12 protein-coding genes are annotated in these 19,332 nt (G+C 42.7%); 3 read left to right on the forward strand and 9 right to left on the reverse strand.

The window, feature by feature from the left end; translation table 11 throughout:
• Positions 1–428: 428 nt before the first annotated feature.
• Positions 429–1,520, forward strand: coding sequence for an endo-1,4-beta-xylanase (locus GPM24_RS09895; RefSeq protein WP_233268781.1), 1,092 nt, complete (start codon positions 429–431; stop codon positions 1,518–1,520).
• 65 nt (positions 1,521–1,585) lie between these two features.
• Here the strand turns inward: GPM24_RS09895 and GPM24_RS09900 are convergent, their stop codons facing one another.
• A complete protein-coding gene (locus tag GPM24_RS09900; RefSeq protein WP_158826598.1) occupies positions 1,586–3,505 on the reverse strand; it encodes a RagB/SusD family nutrient uptake outer membrane protein in 1,920 nt (639 codons plus the stop codon).
• Positions 3,506–3,516: 11 nt separating this feature from the next.
• A complete protein-coding gene (locus tag GPM24_RS09905) occupies positions 3,517–6,582 on the reverse strand; it encodes a SusC/RagA family TonB-linked outer membrane protein (protein ID WP_158826599.1) in 3,066 nt (1,021 codons plus the stop codon).
• Positions 6,583–7,320: 738 nt separating this feature from the next.
• Here GPM24_RS09905 and GPM24_RS09910 point away from each other — a divergent pair.
• Positions 7,321–8,901 (forward strand): glycoside hydrolase family 43 protein, encoded by a 1,581-nt coding sequence (locus tag GPM24_RS09910; protein ID WP_158826600.1) that lies wholly within the window; start codon positions 7,321–7,323, stop codon positions 8,899–8,901.
• A gap of 70 nt (positions 8,902–8,971) precedes the next feature.
• Here the strand turns inward: GPM24_RS09910 and GPM24_RS09915 are convergent, their stop codons facing one another.
• The 4 genes from GPM24_RS09915 to GPM24_RS09930 all read right to left on the reverse strand — a co-directional run bounded on the left by GPM24_RS09915 (position 8,972) and on the right by GPM24_RS09930 (position 15,249).
• Positions 8,972–10,927: a family 43 glycosylhydrolase gene (locus GPM24_RS09915; protein WP_158826601.1), complete on the reverse strand. Its 1,956-nt coding sequence runs from the start codon at positions 10,925–10,927 to the stop codon at positions 8,972–8,974.
• A gap of 184 nt (positions 10,928–11,111) precedes the next feature.
• Positions 11,112–13,175 (reverse strand): alpha-glucuronidase, encoded by a 2,064-nt coding sequence (locus tag GPM24_RS09920; RefSeq protein ID WP_199269720.1) that lies wholly within the window; start codon positions 13,173–13,175, stop codon positions 11,112–11,114.
• A 548-nt stretch (positions 13,176–13,723) separates the two neighbouring features.
• A complete protein-coding gene (locus tag GPM24_RS09925) occupies positions 13,724–14,614 on the reverse strand; it encodes an NmrA family NAD(P)-binding protein (RefSeq protein ID WP_158826602.1) in 891 nt (296 codons plus the stop codon).
• A gap of 74 nt (positions 14,615–14,688) precedes the next feature.
• Positions 14,689–15,249, reverse strand: coding sequence for a Crp/Fnr family transcriptional regulator (locus GPM24_RS09930; RefSeq protein ID WP_158826603.1), 561 nt, complete (start codon positions 15,247–15,249; stop codon positions 14,689–14,691).
• Positions 15,250–15,560: 311 nt separating this feature from the next.
• Between GPM24_RS09930 and GPM24_RS09935 the strand changes: the two genes are divergently transcribed.
• Positions 15,561–16,127: a lipocalin family protein gene (locus GPM24_RS09935; RefSeq protein ID WP_158826604.1), complete on the forward strand. Its 567-nt coding sequence runs from the start codon at positions 15,561–15,563 to the stop codon at positions 16,125–16,127.
• A 78-nt stretch (positions 16,128–16,205) separates the two neighbouring features.
• On the opposite strand, the gene GPM24_RS09940 is transcribed toward GPM24_RS09935, so the two are convergent.
• The 3 genes from GPM24_RS09940 to GPM24_RS09950 all read right to left on the reverse strand — a co-directional run bounded on the left by GPM24_RS09940 (position 16,206) and on the right by GPM24_RS09950 (position 19,299).
• Complete coding sequence (locus GPM24_RS09940; RefSeq protein WP_158826605.1) at positions 16,206–16,610, reverse strand: response regulator; 405 nt, start codon at positions 16,608–16,610, stop codon at positions 16,206–16,208.
• Entirely contained in the window at positions 16,573–18,042 is a 1,470-nt protein-coding gene (locus GPM24_RS09945) for a sensor histidine kinase (protein ID WP_158826606.1), read from the reverse strand. The genes GPM24_RS09940 and GPM24_RS09945 overlap by 38 nt, the downstream gene beginning before the upstream one ends.
• A 333-nt stretch (positions 18,043–18,375) precedes the next feature.
• The gene (locus GPM24_RS09950; RefSeq protein ID WP_158826607.1) at positions 18,376–19,299 is read right to left on the reverse strand and encodes a PorP/SprF family type IX secretion system membrane protein; all 924 of its coding nucleotides are present in this window, start codon (positions 19,297–19,299) and stop codon (positions 18,376–18,378) included.
• Positions 19,300–19,332 lie beyond the last annotated feature (33 nt).

A 19,332-nucleotide genomic window follows, 5' to 3' on the forward strand; every position in this document is an offset into this window, starting at 1 on the left:
ATCTTTCCATTGTAAAACATCGGTTTTATAAAGATGCAAGCACAGATAGGCTGTTGGCTGATTGATATAATAATTGGTTGGTCAAAATTAGGCTTGCGCTTAGCCTAAAGGTAGCACATTTGTGCAAATAGATATTGACTTTGTTTAATTACGCGCCTTGTAACGCACGGGGAATTTTTGACGAGCATAAACCAAAAGCAATTCCTACCCTAAATAAGAAACGAGGGTTAGCGGATAAAAGGCACCATGATTGCGCTGCAACTTACGATTCGATTGCAGGCTGAACAAATGTATAATTTAAATACATAAACGGCTCCTTGGATGTACAGACAGGCAATTACATTTGAATACCAGTGAATTGGAAAAGAAAGGCGTAAATCTATCCTGCCAACCTGGAAATATAACGTATCAGCAAAATTTTTATATAGATGATGAATAATAAACGTAAACTTATTTACTGTACTGGTGCTATAGCCTTATGTTTGGCCGGTTTGGCCTGGCGCCCTTCACCAACTGATTCAGATAAGGGATTGAAAGATTATTACAAAAAATACTTTCCTATTGGTGCGGCGGTAACGCCAAGGGAACTGCATTCAGAGGAAAGTAAATTGATTGTTAAAGAATTTAGTAGTATTACGCCCGAAAATGCCATGAAGATGGGCCCGATACATCCTGAGGAAAACCGCTTTTACTGGCCTGATGCAGATAGCATTGTTGCTTTTGCTCAGCGCAATCATTTAAAAGTAAGAGGGCACACACTATGTTGGCACGCACAGGCACCAAACTGGATGTTTAGAGACTCTGCCGGGAATGATGTGAGTAAAGAAGTATTATTGGACAGATTGCGAAAGCACATACATACTGTAGTGTCGCGTTATAAAGGCAAAATTTATGCTTGGGATGTTGTGAATGAGGCTATTGCTGATGATACTACGTTTTTGCGCAAAACAAAGTGGAGCCAAATTACCGGACAGGAATTTATTGAAAAAGCCTTTGTATATGCCCATGAGGCCGACCCAAAAGCTGTATTGTTTTATAATGATTATAATACAGAACAACCTGCTAAAAGAGAAAAAATTTACAAGTTACTTAAAGGTTTGCGTGAAAAGGGAATACCCGTACAGGGAGTTGGTTTACAGGCACACTGGTCTGTAACTAACCCAAGCCGCGAAGAGCTGGAAAACTCCATAAAGCTTTTTTCATCCTTGGGTTTACAGGTGCAGTTTACCGAGTTGGATATTTCGGTATATGCAGGCAGGCAAGGCGGGCAGCTGATTAATGGAGAACAGCAACAAACCAAAGCAACTTTTACCCCCGAAATGGAACAACAGCAGCTGGAAAAATACAAAATGGCATTTGAGGTATTCCGCAAGTACCGAAAGCAAATTACAGGTGTAACGTTCTGGAACGTTTCTGACCGCTATACGTGGCTTGACGGCAGAGGCCGAAAAAACTTCCCTCTGCTTTTTAATACGGAACTTAAACCCAAAAAAGCTTACTGGGAAGTTGTTAAATTTTAATCTTTAAATTCCATAAAAAAAGGCAGTTCATTAATGGACTGCCTTTTTTTATAAGTGACCCTTAGTTAATAGCCAGGATTTTGGTAGGCTGCTTTTTCGGCCGGAGAAGCGATCATGTTATCCAATTGAGGTTGCGGTATTGGACGCAGATACAGGTAGCCTTGAATGTTACGTGTTACAGTAACTGGTGTATGATCACCAAGGCCTGTTCCGCAAATAGTAAAGGTTTTGGCTAACTCTCCCCATTTTTGCGTACGAACCAGATCATGCCAACGACCGCCTTCGCCATAATACTCCCGTGAGCGTTCGGCCAGGATGTAGTTAATATCAATAACCGCTGGCGTAGCAGCTATCATTGCCGCACTGTTATCTTCAACCTTGGATACATTACCATTATTAGTGAAGCGCCATTTACCGGCACGTGCGCGTATAACGTTAATTAAATCGCGGGCAGATTTACCGGCCTTCACAGTTGCACCTTTCACTGCTGCTTCAGCTGCTACAAAGTACAGTTCTGAAAACTTAGCTATTGGGAACGGACGGGTGCTGCCGGCGTTGGGTTGGCCAAGGCCCCCGGCGTTATCAGTACGGTAAGGGCCTAGTTTCCACAAACCAGGATATACAAGTCTGCTGATACCACTTGGATTGATTACAAAGTCGGACCGGCCGGGTAGTAAGCCAGCGCCAACATTACCATTCGCATTTGCATAAGCAACAGCCGGATTGTCATTATCCAGGAAAGTTAGTACAGCATCGCCCGGAGCAATCTGGATATTATTGGCATTAGGCAGCGTTTTGGTAGCGCTCCCTCCTTTTGGCCAGTTACCGCGATAAACGGTGGTGAATGTGCCATCGTACCTCGAATCGTTAACTTTATCAGCAAAGGTATTTTTGAATACTTCTATGGTTGGTGCCATACGTACCCACGGACGACCCAAGTGTTGTTCAGCTTCCCGTAAAACTGAATTTTCAGGCCCGCTTTTTAATACGGTATAATTCCATGTCATCATCCAGCCGGCAAAGTTATCCGGCGCACCGCCGCTTCCAAAAGTTAAGCTACCGCCATTATATTTTTCACTGGTTTGGGTATGATCGGCGTATAAAAGCATTTCGCTGTTACGGTCGTTTGAACCAACGTTTACATCGTAAAATGTGGGTTGAAGCTTAAATGGCCCCGGATCATCAATTGCAGCGGTTGCTACGTCATAAGCTGCCTGAAAATACCATGCTGCGTCGTGCCCGTCCGGATCGGTACGGTTGGTAGCCGGATAAGTAGGTATGTTATTGGGATTTTGCAACCACCAGCCGTAAGTTAAATAAGCTTTTGATAACATTAACCGGGCAGCAGTTTTGGTTAGCCCGCCTACCACACGACCACTTGCCGGTAAATCTTTTACGGCCAGCAACAAGTCTGGAAATACGCCTTTGGTGTAAACTTCGGGCACCGTATTACGCACCGAAGAAGTTGTTGGGGTGATATTAAATTTCAGCACGCCTGCACCTAAATCAAGCGGCACACCTCCAAATGTTTGTACCAGTAAAAAATAATCAAACGCCCTGAAAAATCTCGCTTCAGCAATTAATGCAGGCGATATGTTTACAGCACTGGCGTTTTCGATAACACCACTGGCTGTATTAATGTTAGGATACGCTTCATTCCACAAAATACTCATCGGGAAGCTGGCAGGCGTTATATTGCCAACGCCCGAAACGTCAAAGTCTTTAAAATTACCGTCAGCCTGCTGCCCCCAGGTGGCCTCGTCTGTACCGGTTACACCAGAATTATAATAGTAAGCCTGACCATAGATATTACGCAGGTGAGCATACATAGCAGTTAAACCGCCGTTAACGCCTTGCTCTGTTTTAAAGAATTCGGGAGTAAAGGTAGCGCGTGGAGTTTCATCGAGTATTTTACTGCATCCGCCTGATAGTATTAAAACACATAGTGCAGATCCAACAATTGCTTTCATTTTATTTTTTTTCATCACTTATCTGTTTAGAATGACACATTTAAGCCAAGGATATAATTACGTGTGGTTGGTGTGTTGGTACCGATTGTTACAATACGTCTTGGGTAAGACGCTACCGCTTGGTTTTCATCGCCAAAGCTATTTGGTTCAGGATCCATTCCTGATGCTTTATGATAAGGCGAGAACAGTACAAATGCGTTTTGCAGCGTAAAATACAATCGAGCCTTGAAAGTTGTAGTTTTAGCTAATAGCTTGTTTAAGTCGTATCCCAGCGTAATAGTGCGAATTTTAAGATATGAGGCGTCAAAATACCCCAATGTGCTGCCATATTTAGGGTTGTCGCCGCTTTGTATGCCACCCGGTTTAGGGTATCTGGCGTCGGTGTTTGTTGGCGTCCAGTAATCAACTTGGATGTTGTTACGACGGCCGGTTAAAAGATTCAAATATCCTCCCGACCCGTACAGGGTGCTTACCAGTATACCGCCGCTTTTAAAAGCACCTACCATATTTAAGTCGAAGCCTTTGTAAGCCAAACGAGTGTTGAAACCGCCCTGAAAATCTGGATCAACGTCCAGTATCTGACGGTCGGCGGTACCAATAGGCCTGGTTGGCTGGCCGTTGGCATTATAACCACCAGTGTATTTCACTTTAATCATACCTACGTTGCCGCCTGGTTCCAATATGTTCAGGTAAGGGTCGCCTTGTTGCCACAAACCTTCATATTGATAATCAAAAATGGCGTTAATGTTATGGCCTACAAACCAAAAGTTACCTTCGTTGCGCTCCTGTCCGGAATTTAAGGCTACTAATTTATTTTTATTGATGTAAAAATTCACGCCCAAATCCCAGGTTAAACCTTTTGGATTATCGATAATTGTACCATTTAAAGCCATTTCAAAACCTTTGTTTTGCGTACGGCCAATGTTGGCTGTAATTGATGGCACGCCAGCTGTTGCCGGTAAACCCTGATCAAGCAAAAGTTCTTTGGTATTGGTTACGTAATACTCCAGTCTACCTGTAAGGCGGCGTTTAAGCACCGTAAAATCCAGAGCTGCATTCCAGGTGTCTGAGTATTCCCATCCTAAATACGGACTTGGCGTACGCCTAACATAATAACCGGTAGCGTAATTGGTATCGCCAAAATTGTACTGCCGAACTTCTAACTGACCCAGCGTTTGATAAGGCCCTACTGCCTGGTTAGCTGTTTGTCCGTAACCACCCGAAATTTTCAAATTGTCGAAAAACTTAACGTCTTTCATAAACGACTCGTTGCTAATGTTCCAGCCGGCAGAAACGGCAGGAAACCTTTGCCACTTTTTACCTGGAGCAAGGCGGGAAGAACCATCGGCACGAAGGCTGGCATTTAAAAAATAACGGTTATCGTAAGAATAAATCACGCGGCCCATCCACGAGTTTAAGCCGGTAAGCTGGTAAGAACCATTGCCAATAACTGTTTCGCCTAATGCCTGACCTAAATTATAAAACTGAAAAGCATCTGAAGGCAGGTTACGGGCCGTCATGAATGAGCTGTTAAATTTATTTTGCTCTGCCGAATATAATGCCAACAAGTTGATACTATGCTTTTCAGCAATGGTACGGTCATACGTCAGCACGTTTTCAAGTGTCCAGTGATAGTTATGTGAATTATCCACACGCGCTCTGGATTGCTCGTTTACGGTTGTACTGTTGATACCTTGTGCGGTATAGCTTCCATAATTTGACTGCCGGAAATCCAAACCCAAATTCAAGCGATATTTAAGGCCATCAACACCCGGAATTTTAACTTCGCCGTACATAGAGTTATAGGTGGCAAAAGCGCGGGTTTCATCCAGCCATTTGTCGTGCAAATCCTCTACTCTATTTCTGTCAAGTATATAACTCTCATCTTGCGGCATCCTTATTGTTCTTTTAAGCGTACCATCTGCATTATATGGATTAGCAATAGGCGAGTTACTTAGGTTGCCATAAATGCCCACCTGATTACCTTCGGTTAAATTATAATTGCTATTGGAAGTAAAACCAACTCTTACAAATTTGCCTACAGATTGGTCAACCGATCCGCGGAAGGTATAACGGGTGTAACGCTGTGTTGGGATAACGCCTTGGTTGCGGTAGTAGCCGCCGCCAAAATTGTAGCTGCCTGTTTTGCTACCGCCCGAAACGCCAACATCGTGGCTGTTTACATAACCCGTTCTGTAAAGAAGGTCCTGCCAGTCGGTATCAACATTATTATCTTCATCAATACCATTTACCGGGTATAAACCTGATGCTTTACGAAGCTCAACAAACTGTGGACCGGTCATCATCTTGTAACGTGCAAATGGCGTTTGCGTACCTGCATAAGCGTTGTAGGTTATTTTTGCGTCGCCTCCAACCTGGCCCCTGTTGGTAGTTACTAAAATAACACCGTTAGCACCACGCGAACCATATACTGCGGTTGCTGACGCGTCTTTAAGAATGTCGAGGCTTTTAATATCGTTAGGGTTGATATCGCCCAAATTGCCTACAAACGGAATACCGTCCAATACAATCAGTGGCTCGTTTCCGGCAGTAAGTGAGCGCTGTCCACGAATTAATATCTGGAAGTTGGCACCTGGTTTTGAGTTGGTTTGCGTAAGTTCGACACCCGGTAAGCGGCCTTGCAAAGCCTGAGAAATGTTAGGCGCGGGTACATCACGTAACTTATCGCCGCCAATAGAAGCCACTGAGCCTGTAACGGCTTCACGGCGTTGTGTACCATAGCCAATAACAACTACCTCGTTTAAATCTTTGCCGCCTCTGCCAAGCGATATAGTACCCACGTTTGTGGTTGACGCAGTTACAACTATCTCTTTATCAACATAACCTATAAAAGATACCGTTATTTTTGTTGTGTTAGGCGCTGCCTTTAAGGTAAATGTGCCATCTGCTCCGGCAAAAGCAGTAACACCAGTTGATGTTCTGATAGTAGCGCCGGGCAGTGCTTCATTCTTATCATCAACAATTTTACCCTGTATGGTTTGGGTTTGCGCATAAAGGATAGAAGAGAAAGATAGCAGCATCAAGATGAATGCGGTTATCCTCCACCATGTTTTTTGTTTAAATATTCTCATGAAAGTTTAATGTTGGTTAATAATTTTTTTGGTTAGTGGCCGGTAAACAGCCTTTGCTCAAATTCTTTTGTTCAATTTTAGTTGTAGTTATTTTCTCATATTTCGTTCTGTTTATTCTTTTAATCGGTTATTTATTTAGGTATTCAATCGTTACTATAAAAGCCTGAGCAAATGATTGCAATCGATTGCATTATTTACACCAGATATGGCAACAGCTGGCATATAGGTTTATTTAAATTGGTTTTTGCTGAAAAATTATAATTGGTATTGGTAGATGCACGAGGCATCTGCGAAGGCTAAAGTCGAAGTTTTTACAATTGAGGTGTGCTACATTCGAATAAAAGGATAGCACGAATGTTTATGCCAAAGGAATTTAGTTATACAAATGAATAAAGCGTTTGTCTAAATCACTTGTAATACTGCACTTTAACTACACATCAAACAATTGTTTAACACTAAAAAGAAATTATGACAAGAAACAGTAAGCCACCCTTTTCAATGAGTTCTTTGCTAACCCAAGGCAAGATTTTAATGCGCTGAACATAACATCACTTTTATTAACCTACTGGTCTACATATTGTAAACCCTACCATATATTAAACATTTTCATGACGTTTTATAACAGTTTGTGCAAAAGCAACGAGTTTGTCTAAGCTAAATTTACCATTGACAAACTTTCTATCTAAACCCACTTTTTACTTTATCTACAGTTAAAGCCTGTCATTATTTAATAAGCTAATGAAAAAAATATTTTATTTGAGCCTGGCGGTCATCATTACCATGTATAGTGTTGGTGCATTTACGCTTAAAGCCCAGCAAGCAAGTAACCCTGTTATTTATGCCGATGTACCTGACCTATCAATTATTCGTGTAGGTAAAGTGTATTACATGAGTAGTACAACAATGCATATGAACCCAGGCGTACCCATCATGAAATCTACCGATTTAGTAAACTGGAAATTGGTTAGCTATGCGTATGACAAGCTGGATGATATAGACGAGTTAAATCTGGCTAATGGTAAAAGCACTTATGGACGAGGCTCGTGGGCCAGCAGCCTGCGTTATCACAAGGGCACCTACTATGTTTCTACCTTTGCCGGCACCACCGGTAAAACTTATATCTATTCAACCAAAAATATTGAGAAAGGCCCTTGGAAAGCGGCATCCTTTAAACCTGCCCTACACGATCACTCGCTATTTTTTGACGATGACGGAAAAGTTTACATGGTTTACGGTAGCGGCAAAATTATGCTGACTGAACTTAATGATGATTTAACAGGCATAAAAACCGGCAGCACGCCACATGAAATTATTGCTAACGCAAGCATAGCAGCTGGCCCCAATGTTGGATTACCGGCAGAAGGTTCACAACTTTTTAAAGTGAATGGTAAATACTACTTGTTCAATATTTCGTGGCCGCGTGGCGGCATGCGTACGGTTCTTATACACCGTGCCGACAACATCAACGGCCCTTATGAAGGGCGTATCGGTTTTCAGGACAAAGGCGTAGCCCAAGGGGGGCTGATTAATACCGCTAAAGGCGAATGGTTTGCTTATTTATTTCGGGATTTTGGCGCAGTTGGACGTATTCCCTATTTGGTGCCGGTTAGCTGGCAAAACGGGTGGCCCATTATTGGCGAAAACGGGAAAGTACCTGCACAATTGAACTTACCGGCCAATAAAAGTATAATTCCGGGAATTGTTGCACCTGACGAATTTAACCATAAAAAGGAAAATGCATCATTGCCTTTGGTATGGCAATGGAACCATAACCCAGAAAACGCCCTATGGTCGCTCACCCAACGGCCCGGTTATCTTCGCCTTACTACCGCAAGAGTAGATACCAGTATTTTTTTGGCGCGCAATACTTTGACGCAGAGAACCTTTGGGCCAACTAGCTCGGCCAACACAGTGGTTGACATAAGTCACCTAAAAAATGGAGACTGCTCCGGCTTGCTGTTATTGCAAAAAAAGTTTGGCTGGGTTGGCGTAAAAGCTGAAGATGACGGAAATTATTTAGTTATGATCAACGGCGAGTCGGGCACTGCTGTTGAAGTGGAACGCATACTACTTAAACAAAAGGTGGTTTACCTGAAAGCAGATTGCGATTTCCGTGAACGGACAGACAAGGCTACATTTGCGTACAGCCTGGATGGCAAAACCTGGCTAAACATTGGTAATACTTTAAACATGGCCTATACCATTCCTCATTTTATGGGATACCGGTTTGGATTGTTTAACTATGCTACAAAGAACACTGGAGGCTATGCCGATTTTAACTTTTTTCATATCAGTGACCAGATAGCCAATAAAAATTAAAGATAAAGCCAGCATTTTGCATTCACATTAGTAAATACAAAATGCTGGCTTGCTTTAAAAACGTTGAAACCTACTCAGCTACCAACTTCATACTCTTAATTTTTACAGCGCCAGATGCACCCTTAGCAAATTTGATAAAAACATCATGTTGCCCTTTTACTTTCTTTAATGCAGTGGTGAATGTTTTCCATTCATCTGTTGCTGTTTTCGTAACGGGCATCTTTGCCACGCGCTTTCCATCTTTAAGGTCGTCTATCCAAATTTCTAGTTCGGCATTCTCTGAGCTTGTGGCTTGTATAGAAATGTTTTCGGCTGGTTGCTGGCCAAAGTCTACTCCAGCAAGCATTAACCAACCACCTAACGAACTGGTGTTAGTTACAGATTTATCGGCCAATCTTTTTACGCCATAAAAGTTATTCATGCTAATGGCTGGAATTTCAGAAAAGCCGTCTTTATAAGTGAAGCAGTCAAAATCCGCAGGTTTACTTTCTGCAAACAGGCCAACACTGGTTCCAACCCATGAATTGAAATTAGGTTGTGCCTTGTCTAAATCAACAGCATTTACGGCAGCGCCAACAACTGTCCAGCTTTTACCGTCTAAACTATAATACCCGGTAAGCCAGTGCTCGTAGCGCCGTAGCTTAAGCCAAACCGTGTTACCCACCGGGTTTGATACTACACGTGTGGCTGTATCCATTTGCAAGGTTATTTTTTTACCTTGATCGAACCCAGAAAACAGCCTGACTATTACCTTTTGATTACCATTAGTAAGATAAATACCTGCCTTATCAGCACTATCAGTTGCATTTAAGTCAACCTTAGTGATGACCGTATAGTAATGATCTGTTTCTTTTTGCATCAGGTGTGCACGGTTGGTATCAGGCATAAGCGTAATCCAGCCTTTGCGTTTAGTGAGTAAGTATTGAGATGAAGCCCTTTTGGTTAAGAAATGCCAGTTAACGTCTAATGTTTCCTTATCAAAATCATCTGATGCTACCCGCCGCCAGGGAATACCACTTTTAGGCAGATTAGGTTTAACAACAGGCTGCGTTGTTGGTGCCATGCCCCACGGGCGGTCGCCCTCCCAAACCACTTGGTACAAACCGGTTTGCCGTCCTGTACCCGACCAGTCATTACCCTGGTATTTTTCATAACTCTGTCCTATTGTCCACCAGGTTCCGTCGGCTAGCTGAACAGGCGCTGCAATGTGGTTGGGCCTGCGAAAACCCACTTCGCTGTCAGAAATTGGTTTAAAAAATTCACCTAAGCGCTCCCATTTTGTAGAATCGCTGGTTAGTTTAGAAGCCCTAAGTACGTATTGACCGCCGGAAACATCGCCCGCCGGAAAATAGTAGTAATAACCGTTACGCTTACACATCACGGGCCCTTCGGCCCAACTGTATTGTAATTTGGCGTTAATCCAGTCTAAGTTAATAACCGTGTCAGTAAGTTGGCCATTTTTGCCTAAAGCCTGCAGGCGGTTTACCTTTTGCCCATTCTTGATGACCATGTAAGGTTTGCCGTCATCATCTACAAAAATTGAATTATCATACCCCAGGGGGCCGGTTTGCGGATTAGATTTCACTTGTACCGGAGCAGACCAAGGGCCTTTAGGCGACGGTGCTTTACAGAACCATTGCCCGCCTGCCGAAAAGTAGATCCAATAAGAGCCATAAAAGTAAGTAATGGCGCCCTGCCAAATTCCTGCTGATGGCTTGTCGGATACCCAACCGGCTTTTGAGGCCGGTAGCACACGACTTATTATTTCCCAATGAATTAAATCTTTGGAATGATAAATGGGCAGGTAGGGATTAAAATGAAAGGTTGAACCGCAATGATAAAAATCGTCCCCTACTTTAAGAAGCGTGGGGTCTGGATGATCGCCCGGCAACACCGGATTGACATAGGTTTGTACACTTTGGTAATAAGCCTCATCGCTTTTGGGCTGTGTTTGCGCAAAAGCCGCAAACGGCAGCCATGAAGCTAAAGCTGTACATGTTAAATAACAACGGAATGTATTAATCATATAATATAGGAAGTCTTTTACTGGTATTTTAAAGGTGGTTCATTGCTATTGAGTTGCTTTTGGGCTTAACTGAATGCAAGTACCCTTCAGGAACTCATCGCAGTAAACATTTATGCACAGGCAGAGTGCTATTGCATTGTGTATGCAACAATCCTACAGATACATTAAACTTATGCTGGTTGGCTTATTCAGTGATACGTCTGGGATCTGTGTGCATGAGGTATTCTAATTGGTAAATCGGTGGTATTACATCAGAGGGAAATGGCCGTTTGCTGAACTGCTGAAAATATAACAGGCAGGCATCTTTCCAAACCTGTGCATCTAAATGCTGGCGCTGTAGTTTTGCCTGCGTGTGTATAAAACGTTGCGTATCAACATATTCTTGCAAAGTATTCCATAGCGTTTGAAAACCAGCTGTTTGTTTAACACCTTTATCATAATGGTAACATATATCATCCCATAACGTTACCCCCCGTTTTGTTTTAAAATCCCAAGGCAGGTGATGAAACCATAAAATATATTCGTCGGGACAGGTTTGTACATTAGCCAACCGAGACCTGAGCGGTTCACTATATTGGCTTACCGAGTTACTTCCCTGTATAGTACGGTCAAAACCAATACCAGCGCTATCTGCTTTATGATAATAAGGAGGTGTCCAGTCTGGCCGAACGTTTTTGGGTGCAAACCACGGTCCTGGTCCATAATGTTCGTATGCAGAAAACAAGTGGTGCAAACCAAGGGGCATCATGTAATTAACCGCTGCTTCCCGGCTTTCCAGCATCATACCTTTAACCGGTTTTAAAAACTCTTGCTCCCACCTAGCCATTTTTTGGCTACCACTTTGGGTATCGTAATCCGCAAAGGTTAACCTTATCCATTCATCAGCAATTTGTGCGCTGGTTAACTCTGGGTTCCAGGCCAGCCGGCCAAACGCATACCAGTTGGCTTGCGCAAAATGATGGCCGCACCAATTGGTGTCTAAACCAATGTTAGCCACACCGGCAATGGCTGTTATTTTTTGAGGGTACACACTGCCATCCGTACATCGGGCTACGGTGCTACCCACACCCGCCTGGTAAGTATCACTTTTTAAGCATTCTTCCCACATGGTAGATAAAAACACCAAATGGTTAGATTGCCCTAAATATTCCTGGGTGATTTGAAATTCAAGCATTAACGGCGTTTTCTTCAGGGCTCCTAAAAGCGGACTGAATGGTTCGCGCGGCTGGAAATCCACAGGTCCATTTTTAACTTGTACAATTACATTGTCGTGAAATTTGCCGTCGAAGGGTACAAACTCCTGATAGGCTTGGCCTGCCCGGTCTTTATTGGTTGAACTGTAAACAAAAGCCCGCCACATTACAATGCCGCCAAACGGTTTTAATGCGTCGGCAATCATGTTGGCACCATCGGCATGGCTACGGCCATAGTTTTGTGGCCCGGGTTGCCCTTCGCTGTTTGCTTTAATCAAAAATCCGCCGAAATCCGGTATCATACGATATATTTCTTTGGCTTTAGCCTGCCACCACTGTGCAACAGCAGGATTTAAGGGATCGGCAGTTGATGGGCCGCCCAGTCGGGTTGGTGAGGCAAAATTGACAGAAAGGTATACTTTAATACCGTAAGTGCGGAGCACATCGGCTATGGCTTTTGCTTTTTTCAAATACGCTACAGACAATATCAGTGGCGATGCGTTTACGTTGTTCAATACAGCGCCGTTTATACCTACAGAGGCATTGGCCCGGCCATACTCGCGCCACAAGGTGCGGTCAGCGTCGGTAACGGTCAATGAATCTTTTTCGTTTCGCCAAAATATTGAACGCCCGGCATAACCGCGTTCAATAGAACCATTCAAATTATCCCAATGGTTCAGTATACGTCGTTCATAAGAGGGATTTGTGGCGATAGTAATTGTTGACTGGCCCGTTTGCTGCCGTCTCATTAAATCAAATGCACCATATAATATACCGGCCTCGGTACGTGCAGTAATTCTTCCACATTCCAGTTTAAATCCATCACCTTTAATGTCTTTATCAGGCTTTACATTGAATTGCACAACCGCCCCTGGTTTTCCACGCCAACCCGTCCGAAGCTCATGCTCGGCCAAGTTTAACAGTGATGACCTGCGGTGCGGTTGAACACGAACAGTACCCGTGTTGTGCGCACGCAGCCAAAGCTGGTGTCCGTCTTCGGCATAAAGAAAGCTGGAAAAACATAGCAATATAAAAATCGCAACAAATCTCTTCATCAGGCAATTGGTTATTTGGCTATCCGGTAATAGTGCTGTTATAGCATTTTTGCTTAAATGCCGCAATGCCCTACCAAATGATTAGCTGGTTCAAAAGTAGTTACCGGCTAAATACCTTTCCCGTACGTTTGTCTATGTTTGGGCTACAAATGTTCAAAGTGGAAGAATTGTACGGCGAACAGCTAGAGAAAAGTAGTTTAATTTACGGTGAGCAGGCTTATTCTTTGAGAATTGATTTTGAGGCAGCTCACAGCAGATCAATAATACCCTAAGCACCAAATAAGACTAAAATCTTTAAGTTTATTCCCTAAAACTTAAATTCTAAAACTGCTTCAAGAAAAAATATAATAATAGAGTTACCAGTTGGATTATGCAACTCCGCTTATTTTAAAATACAGCAGAGCTGCCCATAACCCAGACATTCACCGCGTTTATAAGTAACGGCTTAGCTATTACCGGCGCAACTTGGTGAAAAAACTACTGAGGTTACAGCCAGCCCGGCAGATAAACAGGCGCATGACTAGTGCCGCCACCCACCTTATGTACGGTTACTTTTGCTGTAAAGCTTCTTTTGCAGACGACCAGCGAATATCCGGGTAACGGCTATTATCCAAGCTGGAATGGTGGGCTGCAAACATACTGTACAGGTACTGCGCCTGTTGCCATTTTGGGTAAAGTTCCGTTTCTCCTTCCTGATTTTCTGCCCTCATTTTTTGGTTGTATGCAGAAAACTGCTCCATTGTACCGCCGTTTACCAGCTGGAACGGCTCACCATATAACTGCTGACTTAAGGTTGCCAGATCATGAGGGCTTACCTGGAAACTGGCAACACGCAAATATCGCGGTGACTCGTCATCTAGTGCGGCAGCGGCTGTGAAAGCGGCTGTATCATCTAGTGTGGTAAAATCAATTTTCCAATCTGCTTTACCTTCATAATAGGCAATTGTGTGGTCTTTGAAATTGAACAGCGGAATGCCATATTGCAGCACATAAGAAAAAGCGCCGTTAAAGATAGAGGTTGCTTTAATGGCACTATCGTCTATTACTGTTTTGAATTTTTTACGAAAATCAAAATTACGGTTGTCACCTTCGGATAGCTGTGTATAATCTGTACAAAAGTCGGACGGAATAAAGCGGGGTACACCGGCCTGCACCGCAGCATTCAAGAGCTGCGATTGAGCAGTGATGATAACATCATCCAATCCTGCCAATGCAGATACCACGCAGGATACGCCGGAACAGGCGGATTGCAATTGTGATGCATCGGCAAAGTTTGCCTCGACAACTGATACATCGAGATCTTGTAAAGCTTTAACCTTTGCCGGTTCGCTCTCGGCACGGACGATAGCCCTTACATTTGCTCCTCTTCCTAACAAGTCCCGGCAGATTTTTTCTCCTAGATTTCCGGTTGCACCTGCAACCAAGATGGTACTTTTCATAGTGATTTAATATTGATGCGACAAAACTATTCACTATGATGATGCCAAAAACTACCATTTGGTAGTAAATTGAATTAGCGCAGGTTTTTGCGGATACGGCTTAGCGCATTGGGTGTGATGCCCAGATAAGAGGCCAATTGCTTAACGGAAACATGCTGCATAAAGCCCGGCTTTTGCAGAAATTCGAGGTAACGCTCCTCGGCACTTAAGGTTTGAAAACGGATAATCTCATCAATCATCCGGATTGCCATAGCTTCCCAAGTTTTGCGTCCGAACTCCTGCCATGCAGGCAACTGATGGTAAAGCAGTTCCATATCAACCTTATCAATACAAAATAGCTCGGTGGCTTCAATTGCTTCTACGTTAAAGCGGGTAGGCTGCTGTGGATTTAAGCTGGAAATTTCTGCAAAAAACTCACCTTGCATTACCACCCACGCCGTAAGCTGCACATCCTCACCGTAAAAGAAACGCAGTGCTCCGCTGTTGACGTAATAGTACTGGCTTGCTATTTGCCCACGCTTGAACAGCAGCTGGCCTTTTTGCAGGGATTTTAAGCGAAATTTCGAAATGACAGTTTGTAAGTCATTTTCGCCAATAATAACTTGCGTACTGACCAACTTTTTCAGCCCATCCATATTAATTGTATCCTTAAAATATTAACGAGTCCAAAATTAGCAAATAACACAGTAGAGCAAATTGATTCGAGTTATGTTTCTTAAAACCTTTCTTTGATAAGAATCTGAATTTTTGACTGCGTAGATCACTTACCATTTGAAACTCACTTTTAGCATTTTAAAAGTGCCTTTGCGGATATCTTTTAAGTACTGCTCTGTTTTCGTAGCCTTTTCCGTTTTGGGAATATAAGCAACAGATCATAAACAATATTGACGGATGCAATGTTAGAAAATTACTGAGTAGACAATTATGTCAACTATTCGGCTCATAGATGATGCAAAAAAACAAAATAAATCCATGGATTATCGCAGGTGCGGGTTTAGGCACTGCAGCACTGGCCGCAGGTTTGGCTTCAACCGCTTGGGTAGGTATACCTAAAGGCGCTAAAGCAGTCCACCCGTTTAATCTTGAGCGTTATCTGGGCAAATGGTTTGAGATTGCAAGAATGCCGGTTAAGTTTGAAAAGAGCCTACGCGATGTAACCGCCACTTATACGCTGAACACAGATGGCAGCATACGGGTAGATAACCGGGGCTTTAACGTTAAAGCGGTACAATGGAAAGAAAGCATCGGCAAGGCCAAAGTTTTGGATAATCCTGATGAAGGCAGGTTAAAAGTTTCTTTTTTCGGTCCTTTTTATGCCGGGTACAATGTGCTGGCTATTGATGAAGATTATAATTATGCGTTGGTTTCTGGTCATAACTTAGAGTATCTATGGCTGCTATCACGCACAACTACGATACCTGAAAGTGTTAAAGCAGCGTACTTACAACAGGCAAAGCGTATAGGCTATCAAACAGAAAAGCTAATCTGGACCAGCCATCAAGCTGATAACTAGCTGTAATAAACTTTGCTTAAAAATAAATTTGACCACCATTATACAACATATGATGGTGGTTAAATAAGGCGTAGCCGTTTAATGGTTAAAATCTTTTAACATTTCTACAAGCTGTTCGTTGGTTATAGGCTTTGCATAAAAGTTTGATACATCTTTGTAGGATGCCGCTTTCATCTGGTCGGCCCGGTCTATAGATGAACTGACAATGTAGACCTTTACTTTACTGGTTATTGCAAACTTTGTAAACTCGTCTAAAAACTGCCAGCCATCAAGCACCGGCATATTAATGTCTAAAAGTATAACAGACGGAAGCGTATCCGGAGTTTCAATAATCGGCCTTAAATACCTGAGCGCCTCCTCGCCATCGCCAAAGCTTATTATCGTATCACACAAATTTTGTAAACGGATTTGTTTTGATACCAGGTAAGTAAACATTTTATCATCATCAATGATGCAGGCTATGTTCTGCAGCTTTGTTTTCATACAACTCAAATCTCACTATAAATGTTGTTCCGCAGTTGGGCGTACTCTCTGCTGATATACTACCGCCCATGGCCTCAACCTGATTTTTAACTAAGAACAAACCCATACCCCTTGCATCCGGGTGACGGTGAAAGGTTTTATACATGCCAAAAAGCTTGTGCCCATGAAGCGACAGGTCTATTCCCAGACCATTATCTTTTACTTTAAATAGAATTTGCCTATCAAAGCGTTCAGCCGTAATGCTGATATTTGCCTGCCGGTCAGGATGTTTATACTTAAGGGCATTACTGATCAGATTCATGATCACGCTTTCCAGGTATGCAGGATGAAACTGTATGCAACAGTCATCCGGAATTGCTAGTGTTATTTCTGCTTCTTCATTTTGAATTGAAGCGGAAAGAATATCAAGTACACGCTGAACAGCAGGCTTTAAATGCAAAGATACTTTACCTACCCCCACGTTATCATGCACCTTTACTACTTCGTTTAAATACTCGAGTGTTTCTAAGATATTACTCGTATTCTCGTTCAGCATTAATAAGAGTCGCTCTTTTTCCTCTTCATCATGCTCCAGTAATATCATGTCCGTTAACATTTTCATATTACCGGTATGCGACCTTAAATTGTGGGAAACTATATGAGCAAAATTCAGGAGCCTGTCATTTTGGCTCTGGATAGTCTCCATGTGCTTTTTTCTTTCTGTAACATCCTTAATCTGAGAAACAAAGTACATGGGTTGCCCTAATTCGTCTCGAATTAGCGAAACACTCAACATTGCCCAAATAATATAGCCATCAGCATGATAGTACCGCTTTTCCATATTATAGGACTCTACCTTACCGTCCAGCAGCTCTTGAAGAAGTTGGAGGTCTTTATTCAGATCATCAGGATGTGTGAAATCTTGAAATGTATGCTTAAGAAATTCCTGCTCAGTATAACCAAGCATTTTACACAAGCTCAGATTAACCTTAATCCAGCCGCCGGTAAGCGATACAAGTGCCAGGCCTATTGGTGCAAAGTCAAATGCATTTGTAAAAAGCTTTTCACGTTCCTTTAAAAGGGCTATCACCTCCGCACGCTGCGTAACGTCTTCCAGGGCACCATATATCGAAGCGCATTCACCTTTATCGCACGTTGCTTGCAAATGGATCCTTACCCATTTATGCTTCCGGGTAATTGGCGTAGTAATTTGAAAAGTTCCTGTTTCAGGCTCCCCCGAGGCCATCGCTTTACTCAATAATTCCCTAATCTGTTCTGGGTGCTTGCACAAGTTAATGGAATCTTCCAGGTTGGAATCATATTCGTTACCTACCTCAAGTATCGATTTAACTATTGGGTTCCAGTAAACCTCCCCTGTCTGAAAATTATGCTCAAAAATCCCCAATCCCACCAATGGAGTAACGCGCTGATAAAGCTCAAGTTGTGTTTGCATAAATTATCTAGTATAGGCTAAAATCTGGCATCAAAATAAATTCAAGCATTGCACCAGTAATTAGTTCTGACTTTGGCTAGCTTTAATATAACTCACTGTAACGGAAAAGTGACATGATAAGTTACAGAGAATTGTTCAAACAGTAAATTTATTTATTGTAAAGAATAACTACATGTGTAAGTAATTAAAATTTTTAGGCTAGATATTTAGTATAGACACGAAGGTTTCCTGTGATTACATAGGCATTGTCACTTAGGCACAAATAACCGTAAAACAAAAGCCGCCCTTCATTAAAAGGCGGCTTAATAGTTTAAGTGCTTTACAGTATTTTATCTATAGTAAGCTTCGTTGCGCCAGGTTTTGGCCAAAGCGGTAGGTAAGCGTTATTTCATGGGTATTATTTTTAAAGCTACGGTCGATGTTGTTGGACGCCGTACCGAACTGGTAACTGTAACCCAGCTTAATGGTTTCAAAACTGAACGATAGTATACCCGACATTTCGTTGTTAGTGCGATAATTAGCACCAATACCCAGTGTTTCTTTCATATACAAGGTAGTCGAGAAATCGGCAATGAACGGAATGCCCTTGGTATAGGTAGCCAGCATCGCCGGTTTTATTCTTATATCATCGCCTGCTTTACCAAACAGATAAGCACCCGAGAAGTTATAATGACTGCGGAAATAGCTGTTATCTACCTGCGAGGCATTACCCAACGAACGACTGGTGAATTCCGGTACGGCTACACCCAGGTAATAATGATCGGTATAGTAAAGCACACCAAAGCCTATGTTAGGTTTGGTTTCCCGCACATCATTACGAAACTGAGGATCTACCGCATCCAAAGAAGAGTAGTTTGCCACATAACGCCTGATTCCGCCGTTGAGTGATACAGCCAGATACTGATTATCTGCTAATTGTATAGACTTTGCAAAAAATAAATTAACCTCTGTAAGGTGCTCCACCGCAAAATCATCGTTCAGCACCGTTAGCCCTGCTGCGCCGTTAATAGATTCGATGGGCAGATTGCCATTGACAATAAAGGTTGCCGGCGAGCCTTCGATACCAGCCCACTGCTTTCTGAATATGCCGTTTAAAGAACCTGCCTTATCAATTACTGAATAAGCCGGGTTCAGCGGTGTCAGGTTATTAATATACTGTGAGTAGCTGAACAGCTGCTGCGCTTTAGCCGATGAAAACAGGCTTAGAATAAGCAGGCTGAATAATAGCCTGCTTATGAGTTGTGATAATACTTTCACTGATTATATTTTTATGATTATCTCTGATCTGAT

Source organism: Mucilaginibacter lacusdianchii (genome assembly GCF_009770985.1).
Lineage (GTDB): Bacteria > Bacteroidota > Bacteroidia > Sphingobacteriales > Sphingobacteriaceae > Mucilaginibacter > Mucilaginibacter lacusdianchii.

What these genes read in the sequence shown, in the direction of transcription:
- GPM24_RS09895 (WP_233268781.1), top strand. Translation starts at nt 429, where the DNA reads ATGATGAATAATAAACGTAAACTTATTTACTGTACTGGTGCTATAGCC.
- GPM24_RS09900 (WP_158826598.1), bottom strand. Translation starts at nt 3,505, where the DNA reads ATGAAAAAAAATAAAATGAAAGCAATTGTTGGATCTGCACTATGTGTT.
- GPM24_RS09905 (WP_158826599.1), bottom strand. Translation starts at nt 6,582, where the DNA reads ATGAGAATATTTAAACAAAAAACATGGTGGAGGATAACCGCATTCATC.
- GPM24_RS09910 (WP_158826600.1), top strand. Translation starts at nt 7,321, where the DNA reads ATGAAAAAAATATTTTATTTGAGCCTGGCGGTCATCATTACCATGTAT.
- GPM24_RS09915 (WP_158826601.1), bottom strand. Translation starts at nt 10,927, where the DNA reads ATGATTAATACATTCCGTTGTTATTTAACATGTACAGCTTTAGCTTCA.
- GPM24_RS09920 (WP_199269720.1), bottom strand. Translation starts at nt 13,175, where the DNA reads ATGAAGAGATTTGTTGCGATTTTTATATTGCTATGTTTTTCCAGCTTT.
- GPM24_RS09925 (WP_158826602.1), bottom strand. Translation starts at nt 14,614, where the DNA reads ATGAAAAGTACCATCTTGGTTGCAGGTGCAACCGGAAATCTAGGAGAA.
- GPM24_RS09930 (WP_158826603.1), bottom strand. Translation starts at nt 15,249, where the DNA reads ATGGATGGGCTGAAAAAGTTGGTCAGTACGCAAGTTATTATTGGCGAA.
- GPM24_RS09935 (WP_158826604.1), top strand. Translation starts at nt 15,561, where the DNA reads ATGATGCAAAAAAACAAAATAAATCCATGGATTATCGCAGGTGCGGGT.
- GPM24_RS09940 (WP_158826605.1), bottom strand. Translation starts at nt 16,610, where the DNA reads ATGAAAACAAAGCTGCAGAACATAGCCTGCATCATTGATGATGATAAA.
- GPM24_RS09945 (WP_158826606.1), bottom strand. Translation starts at nt 18,042, where the DNA reads ATGCAAACACAACTTGAGCTTTATCAGCGCGTTACTCCATTGGTGGGA.